This window comes from [Clostridium] ammoniilyticum (assembly GCF_025566905.1).
In the GTDB taxonomy this organism is placed as follows: Bacteria; Bacillota_I; Bacilli_A; order Erysipelotrichales; family Coprobacillaceae; genus Faecalibacillus; species Faecalibacillus intestinalis.
The window spans coordinates 1-26886 of record NZ_JAOQJR010000021.1 but is presented as its reverse complement, the minus strand read 5'-3'; the positions used below and the strand labels follow the sequence as shown (position 1 = coordinate 26886).

At 29.8% G+C, this 26886-nt stretch carries 25 protein-coding genes, 1 rRNA gene and 2 other annotated features; all 26 genes read right to left on the bottom strand.

Annotation, left to right across the window (positions count from 1 at the left end; genetic code table 11):
* Positions 1 to 98 precede the first annotated feature (98 nt).
* The 26 genes from ilvN to rrf all read right to left on the bottom strand — a co-directional run bounded on the left by ilvN (position 99) and on the right by rrf (position 26878).
* On the bottom strand, positions 99 to 587 hold the full coding sequence (gene ilvN, locus OCV55_RS13330) for an acetolactate synthase small subunit (protein ID WP_147580860.1): 489 nt from the start codon (positions 585 to 587) through the stop codon (positions 99 to 101).
* Between the two features lie 13 nt (positions 588 to 600).
* Entirely contained in the window at positions 601 to 2277 is a 1677-nt protein-coding gene (gene leuA, locus OCV55_RS13325) for a 2-isopropylmalate synthase (RefSeq protein ID WP_147580859.1), read from the bottom strand.
* Between the two features lie 60 nt (positions 2278 to 2337).
* Positions 2338 to 2588, bottom strand: a binding site (T-box leader).
* Between the two features lie 101 nt (positions 2589 to 2689).
* Positions 2690 to 3730 carry a D-alanine--D-alanine ligase family protein gene (locus OCV55_RS13320; protein WP_147580858.1) on the bottom strand — a complete coding sequence of 347 codons (1041 nt, stop codon included), beginning with the start codon at positions 3728 to 3730 and terminating at the stop codon, positions 2690 to 2692.
* Between the two features lie 10 nt (positions 3731 to 3740).
* Positions 3741 to 4367 carry a lysozyme family protein gene (locus tag OCV55_RS13315; protein ID WP_147580857.1) on the bottom strand — a complete coding sequence of 209 codons (627 nt, stop codon included), beginning with the start codon at positions 4365 to 4367 and terminating at the stop codon, positions 3741 to 3743.
* A gap of 3 nt (positions 4368 to 4370) precedes the next feature.
* Entirely contained in the window at positions 4371 to 5702 is a 1332-nt protein-coding gene (locus OCV55_RS13310) for a UDP-N-acetylmuramoyl-tripeptide--D-alanyl-D-alanine ligase (RefSeq protein WP_147580856.1), read from the bottom strand.
* Between the two features lie 9 nt (positions 5703 to 5711).
* The gene (locus OCV55_RS13305; RefSeq protein ID WP_147580855.1) at positions 5712 to 6902 is read right to left on the bottom strand and encodes a DUF5050 domain-containing protein; all 1191 of its coding nucleotides are present in this window, start codon (positions 6900 to 6902) and stop codon (positions 5712 to 5714) included.
* Positions 6903 to 6964: 62 nt separating this feature from the next.
* Positions 6965 to 8317, bottom strand: coding sequence for a zinc ribbon domain-containing protein (locus OCV55_RS13300; protein ID WP_147580854.1), 1353 nt, complete (start codon positions 8315 to 8317; stop codon positions 6965 to 6967).
* 50 nt (positions 8318 to 8367) lie between these two features.
* Complete coding sequence (locus OCV55_RS13295; protein WP_032089422.1) at positions 8368 to 9003, bottom strand: methionine ABC transporter permease; 636 nt, start codon at positions 9001 to 9003, stop codon at positions 8368 to 8370.
* Positions 9000 to 9968 carry a methionine ABC transporter ATP-binding protein gene (locus tag OCV55_RS13290; RefSeq protein WP_147580853.1) on the bottom strand — a complete coding sequence of 323 codons (969 nt, stop codon included), beginning with the start codon at positions 9966 to 9968 and terminating at the stop codon, positions 9000 to 9002. The genes OCV55_RS13295 and OCV55_RS13290 overlap by 4 nt, the downstream gene beginning before the upstream one ends.
* 13 nt (positions 9969 to 9981) lie before the next feature.
* On the bottom strand, positions 9982 to 10464 hold the full coding sequence (gene msrA / locus OCV55_RS13285; protein ID WP_119362712.1) for a peptide-methionine (S)-S-oxide reductase MsrA: 483 nt from the start codon (positions 10462 to 10464) through the stop codon (positions 9982 to 9984).
* Between the two features lie 11 nt (positions 10465 to 10475).
* Complete coding sequence (locus OCV55_RS13280; protein ID WP_119362711.1) at positions 10476 to 11297, bottom strand: MetQ/NlpA family ABC transporter substrate-binding protein; 822 nt, start codon at positions 11295 to 11297, stop codon at positions 10476 to 10478.
* Between the two features lie 58 nt (positions 11298 to 11355).
* Positions 11356 to 11590, bottom strand: a binding site (T-box leader).
* A 49-nt stretch (positions 11591 to 11639) separates the two neighbouring features.
* A complete protein-coding gene (locus OCV55_RS13275; protein WP_022001628.1) occupies positions 11640 to 11924 on the bottom strand; it encodes a hypothetical protein in 285 nt (94 codons plus the stop codon).
* Between the two features lie 10 nt (positions 11925 to 11934).
* A complete protein-coding gene (locus OCV55_RS13270; protein ID WP_022001629.1) occupies positions 11935 to 12153 on the bottom strand; it encodes a helix-turn-helix domain-containing protein in 219 nt (72 codons plus the stop codon).
* Positions 12146 to 13096 (bottom strand): DNA-binding protein WhiA, encoded by a 951-nt coding sequence (whiA, locus tag OCV55_RS13265; RefSeq protein ID WP_022001630.1) that lies wholly within the window; start codon positions 13094 to 13096, stop codon positions 12146 to 12148. Before whiA ends, OCV55_RS13270 begins: the two co-directional genes overlap by 8 nt.
* A complete protein-coding gene (gene rapZ, locus OCV55_RS13260) occupies positions 13096 to 13944 on the bottom strand; it encodes an RNase adapter RapZ (RefSeq protein ID WP_147580852.1) in 849 nt (282 codons plus the stop codon). Before rapZ ends, whiA begins: the two co-directional genes overlap by 1 nt.
* An 81-nt stretch (positions 13945 to 14025) precedes the next feature.
* Positions 14026 to 14928, bottom strand: a complete 903-nt coding sequence (trxB, locus tag OCV55_RS13255) for a thioredoxin-disulfide reductase (protein ID WP_147580851.1) — start codon at positions 14926 to 14928, stop codon at positions 14026 to 14028.
* Positions 14922 to 15569: a pyrophosphatase PpaX gene (gene ppaX / locus OCV55_RS13250; RefSeq protein ID WP_147580850.1), complete on the bottom strand. Its 648-nt coding sequence runs from the start codon at positions 15567 to 15569 to the stop codon at positions 14922 to 14924. The genes trxB and ppaX overlap by 7 nt, the downstream gene beginning before the upstream one ends.
* A 60-nt stretch (positions 15570 to 15629) precedes the next feature.
* A complete protein-coding gene (gene lgt, locus OCV55_RS13245) occupies positions 15630 to 16433 on the bottom strand; it encodes a prolipoprotein diacylglyceryl transferase (RefSeq protein WP_118470647.1) in 804 nt (267 codons plus the stop codon).
* The gene (gene hprK / locus OCV55_RS13240) at positions 16430 to 17371 is read right to left on the bottom strand and encodes an HPr(Ser) kinase/phosphatase (protein ID WP_032089430.1); all 942 of its coding nucleotides are present in this window, start codon (positions 17369 to 17371) and stop codon (positions 16430 to 16432) included. Before hprK ends, lgt begins: the two co-directional genes overlap by 4 nt.
* Before the next feature lie 11 nt (positions 17372 to 17382).
* Positions 17383 to 20202, bottom strand: coding sequence for an excinuclease ABC subunit UvrA (gene uvrA, locus OCV55_RS13235; protein WP_032089431.1), 2820 nt, complete (start codon positions 20200 to 20202; stop codon positions 17383 to 17385).
* Positions 20192 to 21550 (bottom strand): CCA tRNA nucleotidyltransferase, encoded by a 1359-nt coding sequence (locus OCV55_RS13230; RefSeq protein WP_227359873.1) that lies wholly within the window; start codon positions 21548 to 21550, stop codon positions 20192 to 20194. The genes uvrA and OCV55_RS13230 overlap by 11 nt, the downstream gene beginning before the upstream one ends.
* On the bottom strand, positions 21540 to 23513 hold the full coding sequence (gene uvrB / locus OCV55_RS13225; protein WP_032089433.1) for an excinuclease ABC subunit UvrB: 1974 nt from the start codon (positions 23511 to 23513) through the stop codon (positions 21540 to 21542). Before uvrB ends, OCV55_RS13230 begins: the two co-directional genes overlap by 11 nt.
* A gap of 12 nt (positions 23514 to 23525) precedes the next feature.
* Entirely contained in the window at positions 23526 to 24971 is a 1446-nt protein-coding gene (locus OCV55_RS13220) for a S41 family peptidase (protein WP_147580849.1), read from the bottom strand.
* 133 nt (positions 24972 to 25104) lie between these two features.
* Positions 25105 to 25677, bottom strand: a complete 573-nt coding sequence (locus OCV55_RS13215) for a hypothetical protein (RefSeq protein ID WP_147580848.1) — start codon at positions 25675 to 25677, stop codon at positions 25105 to 25107.
* Positions 25678 to 25725: 48 nt separating this feature from the next.
* The gene (locus OCV55_RS13210; RefSeq protein ID WP_147580847.1) at positions 25726 to 26655 is read right to left on the bottom strand and encodes an AEC family transporter; all 930 of its coding nucleotides are present in this window, start codon (positions 26653 to 26655) and stop codon (positions 25726 to 25728) included.
* Positions 26656 to 26770: 115 nt separating this feature from the next.
* Positions 26771 to 26878 (bottom strand): 5S ribosomal RNA (gene rrf / locus OCV55_RS13205).
* Between the last annotated feature and the right edge of the window lie 8 nt (positions 26879 to 26886).

The window sequence follows — 26886 nt, the reverse complement described above, 5'->3', positions numbered from 1 at the left end:
TTGTGATCCGTATCCAATGATGGCTACTGTTTTCCCATCTAATAATGATAAGTCACAATCTGATTCATAAAAAATTTTTGCCATTTTTAATGTCCCCCTTAATTTCCTTGGCTTCCTCTATGCATTCCAACGAGTCCTGTGCGAGCAATTTCTGTCACGTTGAATCCGTTAAGCATTGTTAATAACTGATTGACTTTTCTTGTATTTCCAGTAACTTCTATAATTAATGAAGTTGGTGAAACATCGATAATATGTGCTCTAAAGATATCAACAATTGAGTTGATATTTGTTCTTTGATCAGCATTTGCATCTACTTTAATTAAGACAAGTTCTCGATAAACTGAATCATCTGGTTCAAGTTTTTCAATTTCAACGACTTCTACAAGTTTCCCTAATTGTTTTTCAATTTGCGTTAAAATTTGTTCATCACCAGTAGAAACAACTGTCATACGTGACATTCCTTTAATATTTGTTTGTCCTACTGAAATACTTTCAATATTATATCCTCGTCTACTAAATAAACCAGCAACACGGTTTAATACCCCTGGATTATTTTCAACAAGCAATGATAAAACAAGTCTATCCATGTTTTAATCCTCCCTATTTTTTTAATTGTTTATGAATTCTATTCATAGCTGAAATAATGGCTTTAATTGTAGCTGTTGTAATATTTGGATGTACCCCTACTCCATATTCTTGAACAGCACTTCCTTTAACTCTTAAATAAACATAAGCAGCTGCTTTTGAACTAGATCCTGATGATAATGAATGTTCACTATAATCTAAGAAATGTGTATAAACAAAGCCATTTTCATTAAATGCATCTTTAACAGCATCGATTGGTCCATTACCATAACCAACAATCGTTCTTATTTCTCCATGATCTTTTAAAGTAATTTCTGCTTTTCTTTCAAATTCAGAATCATCTTCAGAAATATCAATTAATTTTTGTTTAATAAATTCATATGGTTCTTTAATATCTACATATTGTTCAATAAATGTATCGTAAACTCTTTCTGGTGAAACTTCTCCTTCTTCTTCAGAAATATCTTGAATCACTTTTGCAAAGTCTACTTGTAATCCTTTTGGTAAATGATAACCATACATGCTTTCCATAACATAAGCAACGCCACCTTTACCAGATTGTGAATTAATACGAACAATTGGTTCATATTGTCTACCTAAATCACTTGGATCAATTGGTAAATATGGAACTTCCCACATTTTCGAATTTCTTTCTCTTAAAGCATGCATTCCTTTATTGATTGCATCTTGATGACTTCCAGAGAAAGCTGTAAAGACTAATTGTCCAACATATGGATGTCTTGGTGGAATATCCATTTTTGTACATTTTTCATAAACATGTTTAATATCATTAATATTATCTAATTCTAATTGTGGATCAACTCCATGAGTGAACATATTTAAAGCAACAGTCACAACATCAACATTTCCTGTTCTTTCACCATTACCAAATAACGTTCCTTCAACACGATCAGCACCCGCTAATAAAGCAAGTTCAGTTGAAGCAATTCCACAACCTCTATCATTATGAGGATGAACAGAAACAATGACTCTTTCACGATCTTTGAAGTTACGACACATCCATTCGATTTGATCAGCATAAACATTTGGTGTATCCATTTCTACAGTTGAAGGTAAGTTGATAATCACTTTATTATCTTTACTTGCTCCCCATGTATCCATAACGGCTTCACATACTTCCATTGCATAATCAACTTCAGTTCCTGTAAAACTTTCTGGTGAATATTCAAGAATCACTTTTCCTTCAAATTCTTTTGATAAGTCTTTTACTAATTGAACACCATCAATTGCAATTTGTTTAATTTCATCTTTATCTTTGTTAAAGACAACGTCTCTTTGTAAGATAGAAGTTGAATTGTAAACATGGACGATAGCTTTATCTAATCCTTTTAAAGCTTCAAATGTTTTTCTAATTAAATGTTCTCTTGCTTGAGTTAATACTTGAACAGTCACATCATCAGGAATTAAATTTTCTTCAATTAATAATCTTAAGAAATCATATTCAATTTGACTTGAAGAAGGAAAACCTACTTCAATTTCTTTAAATCCTAAGTCTACTAAAAGTTGAAACATTTCCACTTTTTCTTCTATTTTCATTGGTGTAATTAATGCTTGATTTCCATCTCTTAAATCAACCGAGCACCAAATTGGTGCTTTTTCAATTGTTTTATCAGGCCAAGTACGGTCTTTTAATTTAATTGTTTCAAATCTCTTGTACTTTTCGTAATTCATTTCCATTTCCTCCTTAATACTATAAAAAAACTCCCGTCTCAAAATAGCCAATCCGGCCATTTTGAGGACGAGAGTTATATTACTTCGTGGTTCCACCTCAATTTGTGAATAAATCACTTTATCCACCTCGCTAAGTACGCTACATAATAGTTCATACTCTTACAAAATAACGGTTGCATACCGTAGCCACCTACTTAAGTTCAGCGCTCCACTCAAGGATGAGTTCAGTATTACTCAAACAATTCTTTCCACCAACCAGAATCTCTCTACGCCTTGAAATAGTACTTACTAGTTCCTATCGAAGTATTTATTTTATGGTTACTTGTAATGTTAGACTTTTTTTTTACTAAAGTCAATGTCTTTAAGTTAATTTAACTAATTTAAAATATATTATTATTTTAATAGTTTTTTATTATTTATCGAAAGCTAATTGAATTACTCTATCTAATAATTCACTATAAGAAATACCAAAATCATTCATTAATTGTGGATACATTGAAATCTTTGTAAATCCAGGTAAAGTATTAATTTCATTTAAATAGATTTGATTTGATTTCTTATCTAAGAAGAAATCAACTCTTGATAGACCATGTCCATCAACTGCTTTAAATACTCTTAAAGCATATTCACGAATCTTATCTTGAATTTCTTGATCAACTAAAGCAGGAATACATGTTTTACTTTCTTCATCTTCATATTTAGATTCAAAAGTATAGAATTCACCATGAGGCATGATTTGTCCAACACGTGAAACGATTGGATCATCATTTCCCAAAACAGCCGTTTCAAGTTCGATACAATCAACACATTCTTCAACGACAATATGACGATCATATTTTGAAGCTTCAATAAGTTTTGTCATTAAATCTTCTTTATGATCACAACGATAACATCCTACACTTGATCCAGAACGACTTGCTTTAATAAAACATGGGAATCCTAATTCTTTTTCCACTGTTTTTTCAATATCTTCAATTTCATCAAATTGTTTATTGACAACAACAAGTTTTCCATCATATCTTTTTTTAACATATAAAGATTTTACTTGTGGAATTCCTGCAGTTTCTAAAATCTTCTTTGTATAGATTTTATCCATTGATACTGCTGAAGCTAAAACACGACATCCAACATAAGGAACACCTGCTAATTCAAATAAACCTTGGATTGTTCCATCTTCTCCAAAAGCACCATGTAAAATTGGTAAAACAACATCTTGTTGTTTTAATACTCCAAAAATATCTTGAATAGCTTGAGAATTTTCTAACCAAGTATCTTGAGCCAAATCAGCTTGACCTTGATCTAATAAATACCAAGATCCATCTTGATCAATTCCTACTAATGTCACATCATAATGTTCTTTATTTAAATTATTCATTACTGATGTACAAGACATACGAGAAACAATATGTTCACTCGATTGTCCACCACAAACAACCATCAATTTTTGTTTCATAATAATCTCCTTAACGATATAATTCTAACCAATCATCTACTAAAGTAGTATCTTCATAATATCTTAAAACATGATATACATACTTACTATCTCCATAGACTGATACGTTATAATCCTTTTTACATTTCTCAGAAAAATCTATAGCATTTTGATAAGTATATTGCTTGTCTGTTTGTTCAACGTAATTCATATATCCAATACCATAATTATAAGATTGTAAAGCTAAAAATATTCCTTTTTCATCTTTTAAAGAACTTACATTTGCCTTTTCTAAACATTTAGCAAAGTATCGAATACCTACTTGAATAGAATATTCGGGATCACTAATAGCATTAGGTTTCTTTTCAAACTGTGTATTAAATTCACATTCAGATGATTGCATTGGATCATTTTCTTGTCCTCCAGATTCTTGCATCATCATTGCCTGTAATAATCCTAAATACTCTTCTATATCATTTTCCCTTGCATATTTTAGCATTAAATCTTCATAATTCAATACCTGAGTTGAAACCAATTTATTCTCTTGCTTAAATTGATTTTTTATAAGTTGAAAGAATGAAAAAGCCAATAAAAACAATAATGCTGCAAGAATTAACTGAAAGGGTCTTTTTAATCTTAATTTTTTCTTTTTTTTCATAACTTATATCTTTTCTACAATTTCTTTTAAATTCATAGAGTGGCTTCCTTTAACTAAAACCACATCATCATTCTTTAAAAATTGATCTAATTGTTCAATAACTTCTTGATTAGAAGTAAAATAATAAACATTCTCCATTTTTTCTTTTGCTTTTTGATACATATACTTTGCTTCTTTTCCAATACAAATCAAAACATCTATTTCTTTAGTAGCAACATAGTTTCCCACTTCTTCATGAAGTTGTTGACTATAACTTCCGAGTTCTAACATATCCGCTAAAATAGCAACTTTACGTTTTTTATAATTTGCGAGAACATCTATACTTGATTTCATTGAATCTACACTTGCATTATATGTTCCATCAATAATTGTTTTATGATTTTTTTCAAGAATATCCATTCTATTTTTAGTTAATTCAAACTCTTGTATACCCTTTTTAATATCTTCTAGAGAAATATCTAACTCTAATCCTACTGCAATTGCAATTAACGCATTAAAAACATTATGCTCTCCTTGAACAGGAACCCAAATTTTTTCACTTTGATCATGATAATGAACAATAAATGTACTGTGATCTTCAAATAATTCAATATCACTTGCTTGAATAGAAGCCCCTTCATTTTTTCCAACTCTTACAACATTTAAACGAGGTAAATCAACAGTCTGTAACATATCATTATCATTATTAATAATTAAAGTAGATTGATCTTTCATACCATCTGTAATTTCTAACTTTGCTTTTAAAATATTTTCACGACTTCCTAGTTCACCAATATGTGCTGTTCCAACATTGGTAATACATGAGACATCAGGATGAGCAATCATAGATAATCTTGACATTTCATTTAAATGATTCATCCCCATTTCTAAGACCATGACTTCTTCGTCTTGATATCTTAAAATGGTTAATGGTAGACCTATTTCATTATTATAATTACCTTCTGTTTTTAAAGTTTTATATTTTTGTTTAACAACACTATAGACCATATCACGTGTACTTGTTTTTCCAACACTTCCTGTAACTCCCACAACCTTTACAGGGCGATGACTTCTTAAATAAATGGCCATATCTTTTAAAGCTTGATAAGTATCTTCTACTTTAATCACAATTTTATCTGGATAACTTACATCTTTAGCAGTAATAATTGCTGTTGCTCCTGTTTGAAAAGCACTTTCAATAAAATCATGTCCATCAAATCTTTCACCTTTTAAAGGAATATACATTCCTCCATTTTTCATTTGTCTACTATCTTGACTAAAGAAACAAATATCATCTTCTTTATTTCCAGAAACTAAAATACCTTTTGTTGCCTCTAATATTTCATATACTTTCATATTATTCTCCTATGCATCTTGTAAATTTTCAAATTCTTGTGCTGTATTTTCATTTAAAGCTTTATATTGCCCTTTAATATTGAAAACAATATATTTGACTCCGCTTTCTTGAACATATCCTTTGGTAAATAAATCAGATCCTAAAACTTGTAAATCTGATACAACGATATTCTTAAATAAAATCTGATCATCTTTCCCATTTAAACTCATCATTTTAAGTTGGGTTCCTGTCGCATAGACAATTTTATTATTGACTAAAGCAATGGCTCTATTTTCTACTTTTTTGATTGTTTCTTGTTTTAATGTTTCTTTATTGATTTTTATAATTTGTGAATTATCAGTAAGATATAAATCTTTGTTATCAAGAGCGAATGTACATTGTTTTTCATAGAGTGTTTCTATATTTTCACCTGTAATTGTCATTCTTTTTAAAGCATATTGTTCATCATTTTTAGCTAAATAATAAATATATTTTCCATCTATTGTAATATCATAAGATGTTTCATCATTTAATTTTTGATTTGTTTGATCATCCAATGAATAACGATATAAACTTTCATGATCTTGATCTAATTGATAATAAATAACATGATTTTTTATAATTGGATAATACACATTTTCTAATATTTGGGTCGTTGTTTTTGTCTTTAAATCATAAGCTTGATAATTATATTGAGAATCACAATAATAAAGAACATGATTTTCAATACTTAAATAGCCCACACAATCGTCTATCAATACTTCACTTGTTTCTAATTCATCTAAATCGCTTACTAAAAGTTGATTATTGATAACATAATAAAGATGTTGATTATCTTTTAGATATTGTCCACCTGCTTGATTATTAGCAGAAACATTATACGTGCTCACTTTGCCTTCTAAGACATAATTTTTTTCTTGACTTGACATTGATTGTAAAGGATGACTTGTCATATAACTTCCTAGAAAAACAGCTGATAAACATAAAACAGCTGAAAGTATCCAAAGAATTGGCTTTTTCCAATATCCTTTATAAGGATCTTCTTCCACTACTTCTTCTTGTGTTTGTCTCATTCCACAAGCTGGACAGACTTCTTCATTTTCAGTTAATGGTAACTGACAACGAATACAAACTTTTTTTATTGGTTTTAACTGTTTTCCACATTGAGGACAAAACAGCATATCATCTTCAACATATGTTCCACATTGACTACAATACATTCTTATCACTCCTAGTGACCTTATTCTACCACAGTCATAAAATAAAAAGAATGACTAAATTGTCATTCTCCAATTGATGTATACATTCCTTCACTATTTCCAATAAAATAATGTTGACTATAATCATTGTCATAGGCATAAAAAACAACATATTGACCGGCAACAAAATAATCTCTTGCATCATCGTAAATAGCATATTGCTCATCTCCTACATATGCATCCAATTGATCATCCAAGCTTTCTACATAAGCAATATCTTGTTGATTTGCTTCATCTCTTGCGAGTGCAAAACGATAAATATTATCAACTTCTTTAAGTTCTTTTCCCTCTTGTGTATCTAAATCAACATAATAGATTCCTTGATAAGTACGATAATATAATAAACCATTAGAAAAATAACAATCATCATAACTATCAACATCTTTTTTCAAAACATTTCCATTAAAATCAATTAATTGATTTTTATAATTTAAATTTTCATATAAAATACGTTTGTTTTGATCATCAATACTAAAATGATTTACATTCTCTTTGATCTTTTTATTAGCTACTTTATTCATTTGATCATCTATCGTTAAACAATATAAATTATCATTTTGAATATAGAAAATAGATTGATCAAGAACATAACAATCATAAGTATCATTTAATAAAGTCTTTTTATTATTTTGATGATCTGCAAAAATCAAATCTCCATATTGTAAATAGAAATAACCTCGATCATCTACATAAAGATGATCACAACTTCCATCTTCTAAAACTTCTTTATTTTCAAGTGTTGAATCATATTTAAGAAGTTGATCTCCTGTTGCTAGATAGAGATGATTTTGATAAATATAAACTCCACCACTATTGTTTTGGAAATTATAATTATAATCACTGCGTGATGTATCTTGTTGAATGTTAAAGTCTGTTAATGAACTATTTCCACTATCATCAAAAGATGTCGTCTCACCTGTTTCTAAACTATCTCCTATGATTCCAATAATTGCTCCTGCAATCGGAATAATTAAATTAAAGGCAACAATAATTCCTATAATTATCTTAACAATTCGTTTATTTTTTCTTACATTTGGATGATTAAACGTTTTTTTATTTTTTTGAATGGGTACATACTTATTCAAATCTTTAAAAGGCTTTTTATAATCATATGCATTCTTTTTATAATCATAACTTTCAGAAACTGTATGATAATTATGACTTGCTTCACTATGTACACTTGTATCAGGGGTTACTTTTTTTATTGGCTCAGACTTACGATAAATTGTAGGACTTCCACAATTAGAACAATATTCTTGATAAGGATAAATAAGTTTTGAACAGACTGGACACGTTGTTTTCCCAATTTGTTTATGTCCACATAAATGACATTCAATGCTATTTCCTATTTCTGCTCCACAATATTTACATTTCATATTCCCACTCCTTTTTTCAATCATAACATAAAAAAGACCGCTTGGGTCTTTTAAGATAATTTTTTATATAAATGATTGCCGATTGTTTGAATAATTTGTACAAAGATAATTAAGATGATACTTGTAACAACAAGATAAGGAATCTTATAAGCTTGATAGCCATAACGAATAGCAATATCTCCAAGTCCTCCTGCCCCTAAGGCACCACCCATTGCACTATAACCAATAATACTAATCATTGTAAGCGTAATTCCTGATAAAATAGCAGGAATTGCTTCTTTTAAATAAATACGATAAATGATTTGAAAATCACTAGCTCCAAATGATTTAGCTGCTTCAATTAACCCAACATCAACACTTCTTAATGCACTTTCAATGACTCTAGCAACAAAAGGAATAGCTGAAATTGTAAGTGGCACAAGAGCTGCTGTCGTTCCAATCGCTTTACCAGCAATTAATCTTGTAAGTGGAATCACAATGACCATTAAAATAACAAATGGGAAACTTCTAAAAATATTAACAAGAATATCTAAAATTGTATAAACGACCTTATTTGGTTTTAATCCATCCGGTGCAGTGAGTGTTAAAATAATTGCTGGAACAAAACCTAAAATAACAGCAAAGAAAGTTGATCCAATGACCATATATAACGTTTCATACGTTGCTTTTAAAATAACATCACTCATACAATTTCCTCCCATGTAATTTTTTCTTGATCTAAATAATTTCCTACTGCTTGTAGATCTTTTTCATCAATATTGATAATAAGGCTTCCCATCATGGAACCTCTAAAGTTTTCAAGTTTTCCTTGGCAAATATCAAAGTTGATATCAAGTGTTCTAGCAAGTTGTGTAATCGTATGTGATTTGGAATTATTATTTGTAAAGAATAATTTAATATTTTTACCAGTTTGTGGCAGAATTTCAATATCATCGCCCACAAATTTTTGAATTTCTTGATTTGGTGCCACAAAAAGTTCTTCCGGTTTGCCCACTGATAAAACACGTCCATCTTTAAGAAAAGCGACTTTATTACAGATTTGTTTAATAACTTCCATTTGATGTGTGACAACTACAATCGTAATATTCATCTCTTTGTTGATTTTTAATAATAGACTTAAGATATCTCTTGTAATTTGTGGATCTAATGCTGATGTAGCTTCATCACATAAAAGAATTTCGGGATTTAAAACAAGTGCTCGAGCAATCGCTACTCTTTGTTTTTGTCCTCCACTTAATTGACGAGGATAAGCTTGACTTTTTTCTTCTAATCCCACCAATTTCAAAAGTTTTTCAATTCTCTGTTTATTTTCTAAACTATGAGGATCTTGTTTCCAAAACTTTAATGGTAAAGCAATATTATCATAAACATTTAATCTATTTAAAAGATTAAAGTTTTGAAAGATCATACCCATTTCTTTTTGAATATTACTCATTTGTTTTTTATTTAAAGATGAAATTGCTTGTCCATCAACAATCACTTCTCCTTTTTGAAAATTCTCTAGACCATTGAAACAACGTAGCAATGTTGACTTACCTGCTCCACTTTGTCCAATGATTCCAAAAATATCTCCTTTTTCTATCTTAAAAGAAATATCTTTGAGCACTTCTAAAGAGCCATAACTTTTATACAAATTTTTTATTTCAATCATAAACCTCTTCCTCTCAACCAAAAAAACATTTTCCTATATGGCAATATCCTTGGGGATTCTTTTCTAAATATTTTTGATGATATTCCTCTGCTTCATAGAAATTATCGAGTGGTTGTATCTCAACAACCACTTTTTCTTGATAATTTTTTTGAATTTCATTTGTTTTATTTTGAATAATTTCTAAGTCACTTTCATTTGTATAATAAATACCTGTACGATAAGAAATACCTTCATCTTCACCTTGTTTATTTAAAGAAGTAGGATCAATTATTTTATAATAATCATCCAATATTTGATTTAAACTTCGAAGACTTTCATCATATTCAATTTTTACCGTTTCAACATGTCCTGTTTTTTCCGCTTTAACATCTTCATATTTTGGATTTTCAGTATGCCCATTAGCATAACCTACTGTTGTTTTTATAATTCCATCAAATTGATCAAAATATTTTTGAACGCCCCAAAAGCATCCTCCAGCTAAATAAATAACACTCATTTTAAATCTCCTTATTTTGTAGGATCTGTAAAGACAGCTTGAACAGAACCTTTATATTTTTTGATATAATTTTTCACTTTTTTAGATTGTAATGCTTTCTTTAAAGCTTTTGCTTTAGCTGTATTTTCATTTCCTTCTTTAACTACTAAGTAATTGATATAAGGTTGTGCTTCTTCATCTGTAAAACTTTCTGTTAATAAAACGTTTGTGCTATCTCCTAAATTATGTTCTAATGCATAGTTACCATTAATAACTGCAACATCTACATCTGGTAAGTTGTTTGGTAAATTGGCTGCTTCTAATTCTTCAATTTTATAATTATGTGGATTTGCTGTAATACTTGATGCTGTATAAAGTGTATCATCGTTTAATTCAATTAAGTTATTTTTAGCAAGTAAAGCAAGTGCTCTTGATTCATTTGAACCATCGTTTGGTACAGCAATTGTAGCTCCATCTTTTAAATCATCTAATGATTTTAAGTTTTCTGAATAGAGAGCCATTGCTTCATAATGAATACCGGCTACGGCTTTTAAATGTAATTTTCTTTCTTTATTTTGTTCTTTTAAATACGCTAATGTTTGGAAATAGTTAGCATCTAAATCTCCATCTTCTAATGAAGTATTAGGTGTTACATAATCTGTAAATTCAGTCACTTCTAATGTATAACCTTCTTTTTCTAACTCATCTTTAACGACATCATTTAAGATCTCCGCATGCGGTATAGCTGTTGCTCCTATTTTAATTGTTTTATCATCGTTTGATGATCCATTAGCACATCCTGCAATTGATAATGCGAATGCTGCTGATAATAATAATTTTAATCCCTTTTTCATTTTTCTTTTCCCCTTTTTCTTTTATTACAATACAACAAACAAAAAACTCGTCCTTTATACAAAGGACGAGTTACCTCGCGTTACCACCTTAATTTAAAATAACCTCACGATTATTTCCTCATCGAGTACCATCATACTCTATCACTTTAACGGGTGAATCCGTCATAGCCTAACCAACTTGGCTCGGTATGCAACTCCAAGGCCATTTTCATTTATCTTCCATGTTTCTTTTCCACCAACCAAGAACTCTCTAGGCATTTTCAATAAATTACTTTCCTTTTCAATGTCTTTTTGTATTGTTGCTATCATAGTATACCTCTATGAATTAGATGTCAATAGTTTTTATTCATTTTCATCTTTTTCTACATAATTTACATCAATAACATCGTCACTCCCATTACGGTAAGCTTGACCTGATTGATAAGCCGCTTTTTTCTCTGCGATTTCTTTTTCAATTCTTTCATTATATTCTTTCAATTGTTTTTCATATAAGTATCTTCTAATAAAAGAATAAATCACAAGAATAGCAATAATGATCCATGTAATAGGACTGAATAATAAATTTAATAATAAACTTAAAACTAAAATAACAACTGCAATAACTAAAATAATTTGATAAATTGGCATTTTTTTACTCCTATTTAGAAAAATTAAATAATTCCTTCACTTCTACTTTCAAACCATCCGCTAATTTTGAAATAGCTTTTAAAGAAATATTTCTCGTACCTCTTTCAACATCTGAAATATAATTTTTAGATAATCCTGAACGAAATGAAAGTTCTTCTTGAGAGATATGTGCTCTCACTCTTAATTCTTTAATTCGTAAACCAAATAAAATGTGAATATCTTTATTCATTTTGCATTTGCATTAATTGTGCTGCTTGTTCACTTAATTTTTTAAAACGATGATGCAATCCCGATTTACTAATCGTCAGACCTGTTTCATCTTGATAAGCATTACACAATTCATTTAATGTATAATCTGGATATTTTTTACGAATCAAAGCAACAGTTCTTGTTTTTTCATCAAGCATATCAAGTCCCATAAACATCTCAATAATACTGATATCTTCTAATTGTTTATTAGAAGAAGCCATTGATTTGACCTCATTAGCAATATCACAGTTATTCCATCTGTTTACAGTATTTGACATACTTCGATCAATACGAGTACTTTCAAAGTTCATCACCGATTGGCTCGCACCAATGGCTCTTAAAAAGTCTCCTATCTTCTCTGCCGATTTTAAATATATAACATATTTGTTTCTTCTTTTTGTCATTTTGGCATTTAAATGAAAATAATTCATTAATTCTTGAATAAATAACGCATATTCTTCTTCATCAACAGATAACTCTAAATGATAATTCGATGTTTCTGGGTTATTGACAGATCCTCCAGATAAAAAGATACCCGCTAAAAATGCTCTTTTACAACATTCTTTTTGAATTATTTTTTTATCAGGAAGTGTATGGAAACCTAATCCATTCATTAAACCTAAATCATCTAAGATTTCTCTTGCTTTTGAGACTTTAAGAATATAGACATTATTTTTTTGTAATTTCATTTTTCTAGAAACAAGAAACTCTATATGAGGATGATACACTTCTTTTAACATTTTATGAACTTTAGATGCTATTTTTGCATTTTCTGTTCTTATTGTAAGTAATAAACCTTGATTTGATAAAGAAAGTGTTCCATTGACTTTAATAATTGCTGATAAAATAGCTTTTTGACAACAAATATCAAAATCATTAAAAACAACTTCCTCTTTAACTTGTCTAGCAAATGATACTTTCATTAATGAACAGCATCCCTATGTAGACGATGAACATGATACTTTTGACTATAGTGATCTGCAAAATAATTTGTTAAGCTCACTGAACGATGTTGTCCACCAGTACATCCAATACCAATGACAACATGCGTCTTTCCTTCTTTATCATATTCTTCTAATAAATAATCTAATAAATCTGTCATTTTTTGAATAAAGACTTGGGTTTCAGGTTTATCTATTACATAATCATAAACTTCTTTATCGTTTCCAGTAAGATTTCTAAGTTCCTCTATATAGAAAGGATTTGGTAAAAAACGCACATCAAAAAGTAAATCTGCATCTTTAGGTATACCATGTTTATATCCAAAGGATACAAAACTTATTCTAAATGGATCTATAGATTGGTGATTAAATTGGTTTTCTAATAACTGTTGGAACTTATTTCCTTTTAGATTTGTTGTATCAATAACCATATTTGCTTCTTTAGAAATAGGTCTTGCTAATTTTCTTTCATATCCAATAGCTTCTACAAGTGTAGCGGCTTTATTAGAAATCAAAATAGGATGTGTTCTCCTTGTTTCTTTATATCTTTTTAAAATAATATTATCATCACAGTCCAAGAAAATAACCGACACATTTAGCCAATCTACATTATTTAAAAAACGAATGGCTTTTGGCGCATCAGCTAAACTTACTGCCATTGCTATTCTTTGATAATTCGTATTATCCTTTAAAAATTCTGAAAATGCTCCTAATAAAGCAATGGGATAATTATCAATACAACAATAAGCCATATTTTCAAAAGCGGCCATCGCTGTTGTTTTTCCAGCACCTGACATACCTGTAACAATGACAATCTCAATTTTATCCATAATACCTCTCCTTTCTATTTTTCGTATCTATTCTATCAAAATTCATCTATAAATAAAAGCCAGATGTAACCATCTGAACTTTTATTTTAATGAAGCAATGTATTGTCCAGCAATAGCACCATCATTTGTAGCCGTAACAACCTGTCTTAATTGTTTATTTCTTACATCTCCTGCTACAAAGATTCCTTTAACAGCTGTTTCCATATTTTCATTTGCATCTATATAACCTGCTGAATTGACAATTCCTAATGATTTTGCACATTGTGTCATAGGATCCAAACCAATAAATGGGAAAATACCATTGACCATTAATTCTTCTTTTTCACCTGTCTCACTATTTTCTAAAACAAGACCTTTTACTTTGTTATCTTCTTCTAAAATCTCAGCTGGTTTTCTTTTAAAATGAACTTCAATATTTTCACTTTTTAATAAACGATCTTGAATAATTTTATCAGCTCTAAAAACATCTCGTCTTACAATTAAATGTACTTTTTTACATAATGTTGCAAGATACATTGCTTCTTCAAGCGCTGAATTTCCACCACCGATAACAGCAACTTCTTGATTTTTAAAGAAAGGACCATCACAGACAGCACAATAAGAAATTCCACGTCCAACAAGTTCATTTTCTTTTTCAAGATTCATTTGTCTTTCTTTTGTACCTGTCGCAATTAAAACATATTTTGTTTGATATGTTTGTTTAGCAGTGACAACTTCTTTGTAATCTCCGTAATCTTTAATATCTAAAACTTCACCATATTCCATTTTTGCTCCAAAACTCAAGGCACTTTCATACATTGTAAAAGCAATTTCTGGGCCTGGTGTTGGTTTAAGTCCAGGATAGTTTTCAATTTGGGCAGTAACATTTAATTTACCACCTGGAGCTGCACTATCAAATATTAAAACATCTAATCCCGCACGACTCGCATATAAACAAGCACTTAACCCCGCAGGTCCAGCACCAATAATTATTAAATCTAACATTTTTCTTTCTCCTTTATATAATTTATAAATTCTTGATAATCATTAATTAACAAATCTGGATGTTCTTTTTCTATAAGAGCATATCCTTTAGGTGACCATTTCACTCCTACTGTTTTAATTCCCGCATTTTTACCCGCTTGAATATCAGTTACATTATCACCTACATAATAACCTTCTTGACAATTTAATTTTTTTAATGCACACAATATTCCTTCAGGATCAGGTTTTGAACGTTTCACATCATTTTCTCCAATGATGACATCAAAATAGGGTGTTATATTAAATAAATCCAATCCTAATATAGCTGCTTCTTTATATTTTGTTGTAACTACAGCTAGAGGAAAGTCTTGTGCTTTTAAATATTTTAACATTTCTTCAACATATGGATAAATTGTGACATAATCTTCATGATGTGCATGATTATATTCTCGATAATATTGAATTAATTCATCCACTTGATCTTCTTCTACATATCGACTAAAGGTATTTTTTAAAGAAGGCCCTAGAAATGAAAGCAGTTCTTCTTCACTTAAAGTATAACCTGGTTTATATTTTTTAAATGTGTGTATAAATGATTTTTTTATTAATAAATTTGTATTTAAGAGTGTTCCATCTAAATCAAAAATAATTGCTTTTTTCATACTTTTCTCCTTAATGTAAATTATTATATCTATTTTACAAAAAAAAGATAGTCTTATGCACTATCTTTCCTCCAATACATCTTGTCCTTTAAAATGACAATAAATAAATCCTATTAAACCAACAATAACAAATACAATAGAAACAAGTTGTGCTGTTTTTAATCCAAAAACATATAAACTATCTGTTCTAAATGCTTCTATGAAAAAACGAATAACTCCATACCAAATAAAATAAGTAAAAAACTGAATTCCTTGTTTTTGTTGGTACTTTCTAATAATAAAGAAAATAATTAAAAAACCAATCACACATCCTAAGGATTCATATAAAAATGTAGGTTGATAATATTGACCATGAATATACATTTTATCAATGATAAACTGTGGTAAATGAAGTGCTTTTAAGAAACTTAAATCAACTGCACTTCCATAAGCTTCTTGATTAAAGAAGTTTCCCCATCTCCCACATGCTTGGGCAATAAGGACACCTGGCATGATGGCATCCCCCGCAACAAGAAATGAAATATTTCTTTTTTTAAAGAAGAAATAACTATAAATAAGTCCTGTGATAACTCCTCCTTGAATAGCAAGTCCTCCATGATTGATCATAATGATTTCCATCGGATTATTGGCATACAATTCATTCCACATAAAAATCACATACCAAATTCTAGCACCAATGATTCCTACAAATAATAAACCAAAAACATAATCAGAAAGTATTTCTTTTGAATAACCTAATTTTTTAAAATGATATTGCCCTAAAAAATAAGCAATTGCTGCACCTGTCAATATACAAACTGCATACCATTGTATAGAAAGTGGTCCAATTTCTATAAAGGTATTAAAACTTGGGAAGAATCTCATTGTTCTTGTTTATTATGATCAATATTTTTAAGAATACGTTCAACAAATTCTTTACTTGAATCAATACCTACGTCACGTAAACGCATATTCATAACTGCCGCTTCAATAATAACCGACATACTACGACCACTTGATACAGGAACAACTATTTTAGGAATTTTAATTCCTAAAACATCTTCTGAAATATCATTTTCTTCAACCCCTACACGTGTATATTCACGTGATGGTACCCAACGTTCTAGCTGAATCACCAAATCAACATCATTTCTATCTAAAATAGCAGAAATACCAAACATCTTAGAAACATCAATAACCCCAATTCCTCTAATTTCTAATAAATTAGCAAGAACAGCAGGTGCTTTACCAACGATTTTTTGTCCTATACGATAAAGTTCTACAGCATCATCAGCAACTAATAAATGGCCTCTTTTAACAAGTTCTAAAGCAATTTCTGATTTACCGATTCCACTATCCCCTTTAATAATGACACCTTTACCATGAATATTTAGAAAAACACCATGCATTAATGTTTCTCTTGCAAGTTTTTCTTCTAAGGTATTCATAAGTTCACTTGATACAACGCCTGTAATCATTTCTGTTTGAAAAATTGGAAAGTTTCTTTCATCAGCAATATTTTTTAATACTTCAGGACAAGGATGTCCTTTACAAATTACAATACAAGGTACTTCTTCATTAATTAAACACGGAAAGATTTCTTTTTGTCTTTCTTCTGTCATCTCAGCAATAAAAGCCATTTCTTTATCACCAAAGACAATAATTCTTCTAAAGTCACTATGTTTGAAGAATCCTGCTAATTCAAAACCTGGTCGATTGATTTCACCAGTTAAAATAACTCTTTTTAAAGATTCTTCATTTCCTGTAACTTGTTGATAATTTTTATTATTCCCTAATAATTTTTCTACTGTAATTGATTTCATCTTTTTTCTCCTTAAAGCATTGATTTTAAGAACTGACCTGTATAACTTTTTTCACACTTTGCTACTTTTTCTGGAGTACCTGTAACAACAATTGTTCCTCCTCCAGCTCCACCTTCAGGTCCTAAATCAATGATATGATCTGCTACTTTAATAACATCTAAATTATGTTCAATAACAATAATTGTATCTCCTTGATCAACAATACGTTGTAAAACATCGATAAGTCTTGCAACATCATGACTGTGTAATCCAGTTGTTGGTTCATCAAGAATATAAACAGTTTTTCCTGTTGACTTCTTTTGTAATTCACTTGCAAGTTTAACTCTTTGAGCTTCTCCACCAGAAAGAGTTGTTGCACTTTGACCAAGTTTAATATAACCAAGACCAACATCATAAAGTGTTTGGATCTTATTTCTAATTTTTGGTAAATTATCAAAGAAATCTACCGCTTCTTCTACTGTCATTTCTAAAACATCATAAATATTTTTATCTTTATAAGTCACTTGTAAAGTTTCTTCATTATATCGTTTACCTTCACATTGTTCGCAAGGAACGTAGACATCTGGTAAAAAGTGCATTGAAATTTTCTTTAGTCCATCACCTTGACACGCTTCACAACGACCACCTTTAACGTTAAATGAGAATCTTCCTTTATCATAACCTCTCATTTTCGCTTCATTTGTTTGTGCAAATAAATCACGAATATCATCGAAGACACCTGTATAAGTTACTGGATTTGAACGTGGTGTTCTTCCAATTGGATCTTGTGAAACTTCTATGACTTTATCAATATTTTCAATTCCTAAGATTTCTTTATGTAAACCTGGTCTCTCTTTTGATTGATAAACATATCTCATTAATGATTTTCCTAAAATATCATTCACTAATGTTGATTTACCACTTCCTGATACTCCTGTAACGACATTGAATTTACCAAGAGGAAATTTAACATTAATATTCTTTAAATTGTGTTCCTTAGCCCCTTTGACTTCAATAAATAAGCCATTCCCTTTACGTCGTTTTTGAGGAACTTCAATCTTTCTATTTCCAGATAAATATTGTCCTGTAATAGAATCTTTACAATTCATAACTTCTTCTGGTGTCCCTGCACAAATGACTTGTCCACCATGAACACCAGCTCCTGGACCAATATCAACAATAAAATCTGAAGCTCTCATTGTATCTTCATCATGTTCAACAACGAGAACGCTATTTCCCAAATCTCTAATATCTTGTAAAGATTTAATAAGCTTTTCATTATCTCTTTGATGTAAACCAATAGATGGTTCATCTAAAACATATAATACTCCCGTAAGACGTGTTCCAATTTGAGTTGCTAGACGGATACGTTGAGCTTCTCCACCAGATAATCCTCCTGCACGTCTAGCAAGTGTTAAGTAACCAAGACCAACATTATTTAAGAATGTAAGACGATCATTGATTTCTTTAACAACTAATCGAGCAATATTCATTTCATAGTCTGTTAATTTTATATTTTGAATAAAATGTAAAGCATCTTCAATTGATTGTTCTGTAAATTCAGCAATATTTAAACCACCGACTCTTACAGAAAGAACTTGATCATTAAGTCTTCTTCCCTTACATGTAGGACAAGTATGTTCTGACATAAAGGATGCATACCATTCTTTTGACCATTTTGAAGTTGTTTCTTCATATCTTCTTGCAATTAATGTTCTCACACCTTCAATAAATTTTGTTGTACGTGAGACATTTCCACTATCTGATACGATTTCATAACTAATAGGTTCTCTCGAACCATCAAGAATATAACTTAATTCTTGTTTTGTAAAATCTTTTAATGGTTTATCTAAATCTATTTTATATTTCTTACAAAGAACTAAAAATCTTTGCCATTCAATACGATTTGTTCCGACTGCTGTTTTAAAATAACGAAGTCCACCTTCATTAATTGATTTACTCCAATCTGGAATCAATAAATCAACATCCACTTCATTTTTAATCCCTAATCCACGACAATCCGGACAAGCTCCTAATGGATTATTAAATGAAAATAAGCGTGGTTCTAATTTAGGAACAGAAAAACCACAAATTGGACAAGCAAGATGTTCACTAAAAAGTTCTTCTGTTTTTGTTGTTAAGTTTTGAACAATGACTTCTCCACCCGTTAGTTTCAAACCGACTTCTAAAGAATCTACTAAACGACTACGATAACCTTCTTTTTTGATAATACGATCAATAACGACATCAATATCATGTTTTTTATTTTTATCAAGTTCGATTTCTTCATCCAACATGTAATTTTGTCCATCAACAACCACACGTAAATAACCATCTTTTAATAAGTCCGCAAAATAATCTTTAAAAGTTCCTTTCTTTCTTTTAACAACTCTTGCGACAACCATTAAACGATCGCCATCAGCGTATTGGTCAATCGTATCTGCCATTTGTTTAATTGTTTGACTTTCAATAACAACATCATGTTTAGGACAATAAGCTTTTCCTACACGTGCATATAACAATCTTAAATAATCATAGATTTCTGTAACTGTTCCTACAGTTGAGCGTGGATTGTTAGAAGTTGTTTTTTGATCAATTGCAATAGCAGGTGATAAACCTTCAATCGCATCAACATCTGGTTTTTCCATATTGCCTAAAAACTGTCTTGCATAAGCACTTAGTGATTCTACATATCTTCTTTGTCCTTCAGCATAAATTGTATCAAAAGCTAAAGATGTTTTCCCTGAACCAGAAAGACCTGTCATAATAACAAGTTTATTTTTAGGAATATCGATATTAATGTTTTTTAAATTATTTTCTCTTGCTCCTCGAATAATTAATTTATTTTCCATCTTTTCTTCCTTTCAATAATTGAATAACACTTTCTTTGTCATGCCCTCTCATTTGTAAATCATAGGCCCAATCAAGTAATTCTTTAAAATCTTGATTAGGTTTAAATCCTAATTCTATTAAGAGTTTACCATCCACAAAAGGTTTTAATGCATGATTTCCACATCTTGAAACCTTTTCTTCAACATAAGTATCTAATGTTGAAATTGTTTCTGGACGATTTGCAAGTCGTCCTAACTTATCACATTTCGACATACATACTAAATCGTTTAAAGGAAAAATTCCTTCTATTCCTTTTAATAATTTATAGTAACTATAATCTTTGCTTTGATTTCTTACCATATTCATCAAATGCATATGATAATAGATCATTGTACGAATATATTTCTTCATTTTTTTATTTGTAAAAAAATGACTAAAATATTGATTAAAAACTTTTACACCACTTTCATTATGCCCTGGTGCTTTTCCTTCAGGAGTTGTTACTAATGGTTTTCCTATATCATGAAGTAAAGCACTCCACATGAAAGCAAGTGGCCAACTTGTTTTATCTTTACATAAAGCAGCTAAGTCAACAACTAATAAAGTATGATTCATCACATTTCCTTCAGGATGAAAATCTAATCTTTGAGGACATGTTGCTAATGTTTCTAAAGGACGAATAAGAGCATTGAGTTCTAATAAGAATTTTAAACCCATTGATGGATGTGAAGACATCAATAACTTATTATATTCTTGTTGAATTCGTTCTAAAGATAAATATTGTAAAACTCCTTCATTGACCATTTTTTGACAAATCTCTTTTGTTTTTAAATCCACTTGAAATTCAAAACGAGCCATAAATTGAGCTAATCTTAATACTCTTAAAGGATCTTCATAAAATGTTTTTTCATCAACCATTTTTAAACATTTATTTTTAATATCTTCTTGTCCTTGATAATAATCTATCAGCTTTTCATTTTGATAATCATACATCATTGCATTGATTGTAAAATCTCTTCTACGACATGCTATTTTCATATCTAAATTTTTATGAACTTCTACCTCAAATTCTCGATGTGTTTGTCCTTTTTTTCTTTCAATACGAGGTAAAGCAAAATCAAAATTTGGTAAACAATCCAATTTTAAAATACCAAAACTTTTACCTACCTCGTTTACTTTTCCATATTGAGATAAAATATCAATAATCTCATCTATTTCTAGATCATAGATTTCTACATCTACATCATGGTAATCTACCTTTTGATACATCACCATATCTCTAACAATACCACCTACAAGATAAACTCGACCCTTTTTAGATAAAGAATCTAAAACACTTTTTTCTAAATGATTAAACTCAAACTTCACCTTGCAACTCCAACATCATATCTCTAAGTTCCATTGCTCTTTCAAAATCAAGTGCTTTTGCTGCTTCTTTCATTTGTTTTTCAAGTTCTTTAATAAGTGTTTCTTTATCTTTCTTCTTCGCTTTCTTACCTTTTTTAACAAGAGAAATGGCTTCATCCACATTTTCTTGTCCATGGATAGCTTCTCTAATTTCCTTTTTGATTGTTTGAGGAATAATACCATGTTCCTTATTATATTTTTCTTGTATTTCACGACGTCTTGCTGTTTCATCAATGGCCTTTTGCATAGAATCAGTAATTTTATCACCATACATAATAACTTTACCATGACTATTTCTAGCAGCACGTCCAATAGTTTGAATCAATGATCTTTCCGATCTTAAAAAACCTTCCTTATCAGCATCTAAAATACAAACAAGAGAAACTTCTGGTAAGTCTAATCCTTCTCTTAACAAGTTGATACCCACTAAAACATCATATTTTCCAAGACGTAGATCTCTTAAAATTTCTGTTCTTTCTAATGTTTTAGTATCACTATGCAAATAAGCAACTTTTAACCCAAGTTCTACAAGATAAGCACTGAGGTCTTCTGCCATTCTTTTAGTAAGTGTGGTAATCAATACACGTTCATTTTTTTCAATACGTTGATGAATTTCATCAATAATATCATCTACTTGACCATCAATAGGTCTTACTTCTATGATTGGATCTAATAGCCCTGTTGGTCTAATAATTTGTTCAACAACTTGATGATGAACCTTATCTAGTTCATAATCACCTGGCGTTGCAGAAACAAAGATAGCTTGATGAATCAAATCTTCAAACTCTTCAAAAACAAGTGGTCTATTATCCAAAGCACTTGGAAGTCTAAAACCATATTCTACTAATGTTTCTTTACGAGAACGATCCCCATTATACATTCCTCTAATTTGTGGAAGCATAACATGACTTTCATCTACGACAAGTAAAAAATCTTTAGGAAAATAATCAATCAATGTATAAGGTCTTTGACCTGCTTTTCGTCCATCGATATGTCGTGAATAATTTTCAATTCCTGGACACATTCCCACTTCTCTTAACATTTCTACGTCATGTCTCGTTCTTTGATCAAGACGTTCATACTCTAATAGCTTTGTTTCATCTTTAAAATACTGTAATCGTTCTTCTAATTCCTTAGAAATCGTATCACAAGCTTTTAACATTTGTTCCTTTTTCGTTACATATCCATAAGCAGGATAAATAGTATACGTATTATAAGAACCTAAAATATGTCCTGTAAGGGGATCTACTTCACAAATACGTTCTACTGTATCTCCAAATAATTCAATACGAATCAAATAACTTTCACTATGTCCTGGAACAATTTCAATAACATCACCACGAACTCTAAAAGTTCCTTTAGTTTGTTCAATATCATTTCTTTGATATTGACGATCGACTAAAAATGTCAATAATTCTCTACGATCAATATCTTGATCAACACGTAATGAGAAAATCATTTCTTTATACTGTTCAGGATTTCCAAGTCCATAAATAGAAGCAACAGAAGCAACAACAATGACATCTTCTCTTTCAATAAGTGAATTCATTGCTGCTGAACGCAACATTTCAATTTCATAATTTGTTTTTGCATTTTTATCAATATAGAGATCTCTACCTGGAATATAAGCTTCTGGTTGATAAAAATCGAAGTTTGAAATAAAGTACTCTACTCTATTTTCAGGAAAAAATTCTTTTAACTCTGAATATAATTGTCCTGCTAATGTTTTATTATGTGCTAAAACCAACGTTGGTTTATTATATTCTTTGATAACATTAGCAACAGTAAATGTTTTTCCTGTTCCAGTTCCCCCAAGTAAGACTTGTTCCTTTTTACCTGCTTTTAAACCATCTACAAGTTCTTGAATAGCTTGAACTTGATCTCCCATTGGTTGAAAAGGAGAAACGAGTTTAAACTGAGACATAGTTTCACCACCTTATTTTATGATTTTCATTAACTGATCATACTGTTTATCATTTTCATGATTATTGATATAAATCATCATTCTTGCAACCAGCATTTGTTTATCACTTTGACTATACTCTCCATCTACGTTTAAATGATTATCTGTTTCAAATTGTTGTAATGCTGCTTGTGTATTAACTGAAAAATAACCATCTTCTCGATCAACAGAATATCCTAAAATATTGAGCATCTTTTGCATAGATTTAATACGTGTATTTACACAATCAACTTTTAAGGTTTCTTTTACATCTTTTGTTGTAATCCCTGATAATGAAACATTATCAACTTCTTCATCAGGTGTTAGACCCTTTCCATTAATACATGTCCCATTAGGAATCATCCATTTAGCATACGTATACTTTAAAACTGATCCATCAGAAAGCGTTTTTTGAGTTTGTGCACTTCCTTTTCCATAAGTTGTTTTTCCAATAAGTTGATATCCTTTTTCACTTTGTAAAGCTCCTGCTGTTAATTCAGAAGCACTTGCTGTATTTTCATTTACAAGAATATAACCATTTTCAAATTCATATTTTTTATCTGATTCTGCATAATATTTTTTTGCTGCACTATTTTTTTCTTTCATTTGATAAATTACTTCATCTGAAGTAAAGAATAAATCTAAAATATCTGTAGCAGCTGTTAAATAGCCTCCACCATTATCTCTTAAATCAATAACTAATGTTTGAATATTTTTCTTTTTAAACATTTCTAAGGCTGTTTCTACTTGCTTAGCAGTATCTGTTCCAAAAGTTGATAATTCAATATATCCAAAAGATACATTTCCTTGTTTTCTTATTTCATAAAAAGCAGAAGTATCTAATGCGCCTCTTGTAACTGTCACATCACTTGTTTTTTGATTACTTAAAATCGTTAATGTAACTTCTGTTCCATCTTCACCACGCACGTAGTCTCTTACTTGATCAGTACTTGCTTGTGCTAATTCATTTCCATCCGCTTTCGTGATAATATTGCCAACTTTTAAGCCTGCTTTACTTGCTGGTGAATCACTATATACTTTAGTAATCATGGCCCCTTGTTCTACCATAGAAAAACCTACACCGATGCCTTGATAATTTCCAGCAACTGTTTGATTAAATTCAACAGCTTCTTTGCTTGTTAGATAACTTGAATGAGGATCATTTAATCCTGCAACCATGCCTTCAATAGCAGAGGTATTTAAACTTACATCTTGATCATTCGTATTTACCCAATACTTATCTAAAGTATCATAAACTTCATTAATAATACTGCTATCATTTTTACTTTTAACAATAACATTCTTTTTTGAAACATAGCCTGCAAAATACCCAATTGCAAGACAGACAATAATCAAAATAACAATTAAAACTTCTTTGATTGGTCTTTGTTTTGTTTCTTGTTTTACTTCTTTTTTTGGCGGTCTAATAAAATCATCCATCATTTTCACCTCACCATAACATATTATCATATTTTAAAGTGCATTAATATCATTTATCAAAACCTATTTATTAGTTTCTTTTTTAGACACATTATATCGTTTTTTTATTCATAAGTCACGCTTTTTGCATAGCTCATTTATTTTTTTGGCGTATTTTTTGAGTAATTGTCTTCATATATGAATGAAATGGTTTCACCTTTTCTTGATGACCACCAACATATTCTTTAAAACATTCTGCAAAATATTCTTTTTTTGTCTTTTGATTAAATAATGTTCTATATTTCTTATATAACTTTGTAAACTGTTTAGAAGAACTAAATTGATGTTTTTCATCAAAATAATGACCTAATTCATGAATAATTACTCCTTCACTTGTCACATTATCAAGATGTGGATGAACTAAACGAATCGTTTTAGGAGGAATCATTTCCCCTGAAATAATCAAATCATTCTTTTTAATACTGTAGTTATAAAGTTCTATCTTCCCGCCAGTATTAAAAAAGATTTCTAAAAACTGTTGATCAAAATGATAATGGTATCCTCCTTGGAGTTTTTCTTTAATATAGCTATCACCAAATTCATTAGTTTCTAACCAACTATCTTTAAATTCTTTTTCTACATAAACATGTTTTTGGATTTCTATCATTGATGTTTTAGAGGAACACCCTGTAAAAAGTAATAATAAAACACATAATATTTTTTTCATTTCTAACTCCTTTTATTAAACTATAAATAAAAAAGGTATCTCTACCTTTTATAATAATTGATAAATCATAATCATGAATGGCATTGTAATAATACTAAAAATAACCCCCATTACATTCATAATACTTGCATACCCTGGATGTTTATTATAGAGTTGTGCAAATTGTGTGATTGTTGCCGCTGGTGGTGCAGATGCAGCTAAAATTGTAATCAACAAAATTTTGTCAGCATCAACTGTTAAACGAGACATACCTGTAAATTTAAAAATAAGAATCATAATTAATGGAAAGACAACTAATCTAAATAAAGAAATTAAATATGTTCTCTTTTCTACAAAAATACTCCTTAAATCCATTTCTCCAATAAGCATTCCAATAACAATCATCGCTAATGGTCCCATCATACTTCCTACTTTAGAAAAAGTATCAACAAGTAAAGATGGTAATTGTAATTGAAACATAAAAAGACAAATTCCAATAATGATAGCAATAATATTAATATTTAATAGAATCTTTTTTATATCAAATGATGGTTCATTACAAACAAGACTTTTAGCATGTGTCCATAATAAAATAGTTTGTATAACCATATAACCACTTGAATAAATGACCCATTCATTTCCTAAAATGGCTCCTACTAAAGGAATAATTAAATTACCAGAATTTGAATAAATAAGTGTTGCTTTTTCAATAGGTGTAAAACCAAAAATTTTTCCTAATAAATTAGCAAGTGGAATAAAAATGATATGTACTAAAATAGCCCCTAAAAAAGATATTCCTAAACCAATCAACTTATCTGATGTAAAATCAATCATAAAAGAATTGATAATGGCACAAGGGCATGCAACATATAAAAGTAAAATAGATAATACTTTACTATTTTCCGCTGTTAAAACTCGACCTCTTACAAGCAAAAAGCCAAAAAAGATCATAATAAATAATTGACATATTTGTTGAATTAACAAAATACTTAATTCCATTATATTCACCTCAAGGGATAGTTTATACTAATTATTTTAAATATGTAAAAGCTTTCATTATTTGAAAATAAAAAACCACTTAAGGGAAAATTCTTAAAACATAAAAAAAAGAAGGAACTGGCAACGAGCTATTTTCGCACAATGTACTATCTTCGCCGCGATGATGCTTAACTTCTGTGTTCGGAATGGGTACAGGTGTGTCCATCATGCTATCATTACCAGATTCTTCTT

Bases quoted from the DNA above. Each gene is read 5' to 3' on its own strand.
- OCV55_RS13300 (WP_147580854.1), bottom strand. From the start codon at position 8,317: ATGAAATGTAAATATTGTGGAGCAGAAATAGGAAATAGCATTGAATGT.
- OCV55_RS13310 (WP_147580856.1), bottom strand. From the start codon at position 5,702: ATGAAAGTATATGAAATATTAGAGGCAACAAAAGGTATTTTAGTTTCT.
- leuA (WP_147580859.1), bottom strand. From the start codon at position 2,277: ATGAATTACGAAAAGTACAAGAGATTTGAAACAATTAAATTAAAAGAC.
- hprK (WP_032089430.1), bottom strand. From the start codon at position 17,371: ATGAAATCAATTACAGTAGAAAAATTATTAGGGAATAATAAAAATTAT.
- uvrA (WP_032089431.1), bottom strand. From the start codon at position 20,202: ATGGAAAATAAATTAATTATTCGAGGAGCAAGAGAAAATAATTTAAAA.
- OCV55_RS13275 (WP_022001628.1), bottom strand. From the start codon at position 11,924: ATGCCAATTTATCAAATTATTTTAGTTATTGCAGTTGTTATTTTAGTT.
- whiA (WP_022001630.1), bottom strand. From the start codon at position 13,096: ATGAAAGTATCATTTGCTAGACAAGTTAAAGAGGAAGTTGTTTTTAAT.
- rapZ (WP_147580852.1), bottom strand. From the start codon at position 13,944: ATGGATAAAATTGAGATTGTCATTGTTACAGGTATGTCAGGTGCTGGA.
- OCV55_RS13210 (WP_147580847.1), bottom strand. From the start codon at position 26,655: ATGGAATTAAGTATTTTGTTAATTCAACAAATATGTCAATTATTTATT.
- msrA (WP_119362712.1), bottom strand. From the start codon at position 10,464: ATGAGTGTTATTTATTTAGCTGGAGGATGCTTTTGGGGCGTTCAAAAA.
- OCV55_RS13215 (WP_147580848.1), bottom strand. From the start codon at position 25,677: ATGAAAAAAATATTATGTGTTTTATTATTACTTTTTACAGGGTGTTCC.
- ppaX (WP_147580850.1), bottom strand. From the start codon at position 15,569: ATGAAAAAAGCAATTATTTTTGATTTAGATGGAACACTCTTAAATACA.
- OCV55_RS13295 (WP_032089422.1), bottom strand. From the start codon at position 9,003: ATGAGTGATGTTATTTTAAAAGCAACGTATGAAACGTTATATATGGTC.
- OCV55_RS13280 (WP_119362711.1), bottom strand. From the start codon at position 11,297: ATGAAAAAGGGATTAAAATTATTATTATCAGCAGCATTCGCATTATCA.
- OCV55_RS13270 (WP_022001629.1), bottom strand. From the start codon at position 12,153: ATGAATAAAGATATTCACATTTTATTTGGTTTACGAATTAAAGAATTA.
- OCV55_RS13220 (WP_147580849.1), bottom strand. From the start codon at position 24,971: ATGGATGATTTTATTAGACCGCCAAAAAAAGAAGTAAAACAAGAAACA.
- OCV55_RS13305 (WP_147580855.1), bottom strand. From the start codon at position 6,902: ATGTATTGTAGTCAATGTGGAACATATGTTGAAGATGATATGCTGTTT.
- OCV55_RS13290 (WP_147580853.1), bottom strand. From the start codon at position 9,968: ATGATTGAAATAAAAAATTTGTATAAAAGTTATGGCTCTTTAGAAGTG.
- ilvN (WP_147580860.1), bottom strand. From the start codon at position 587: ATGGATAGACTTGTTTTATCATTGCTTGTTGAAAATAATCCAGGGGTA.
- OCV55_RS13320 (WP_147580858.1), bottom strand. From the start codon at position 3,730: ATGAAACAAAAATTGATGGTTGTTTGTGGTGGACAATCGAGTGAACAT.
- OCV55_RS13315 (WP_147580857.1), bottom strand. From the start codon at position 4,367: ATGAAAAAAAAGAAAAAATTAAGATTAAAAAGACCCTTTCAGTTAATT.
- uvrB (WP_032089433.1), bottom strand. From the start codon at position 23,513: ATGTCTCAGTTTAAACTCGTTTCTCCTTTTCAACCAATGGGAGATCAA.
- lgt (WP_118470647.1), bottom strand. From the start codon at position 16,433: ATGAGATTCTTCCCAAGTTTTAATACCTTTATAGAAATTGGACCACTT.
- trxB (WP_147580851.1), bottom strand. From the start codon at position 14,928: ATGTTAGATTTAATAATTATTGGTGCTGGACCTGCGGGGTTAAGTGCT.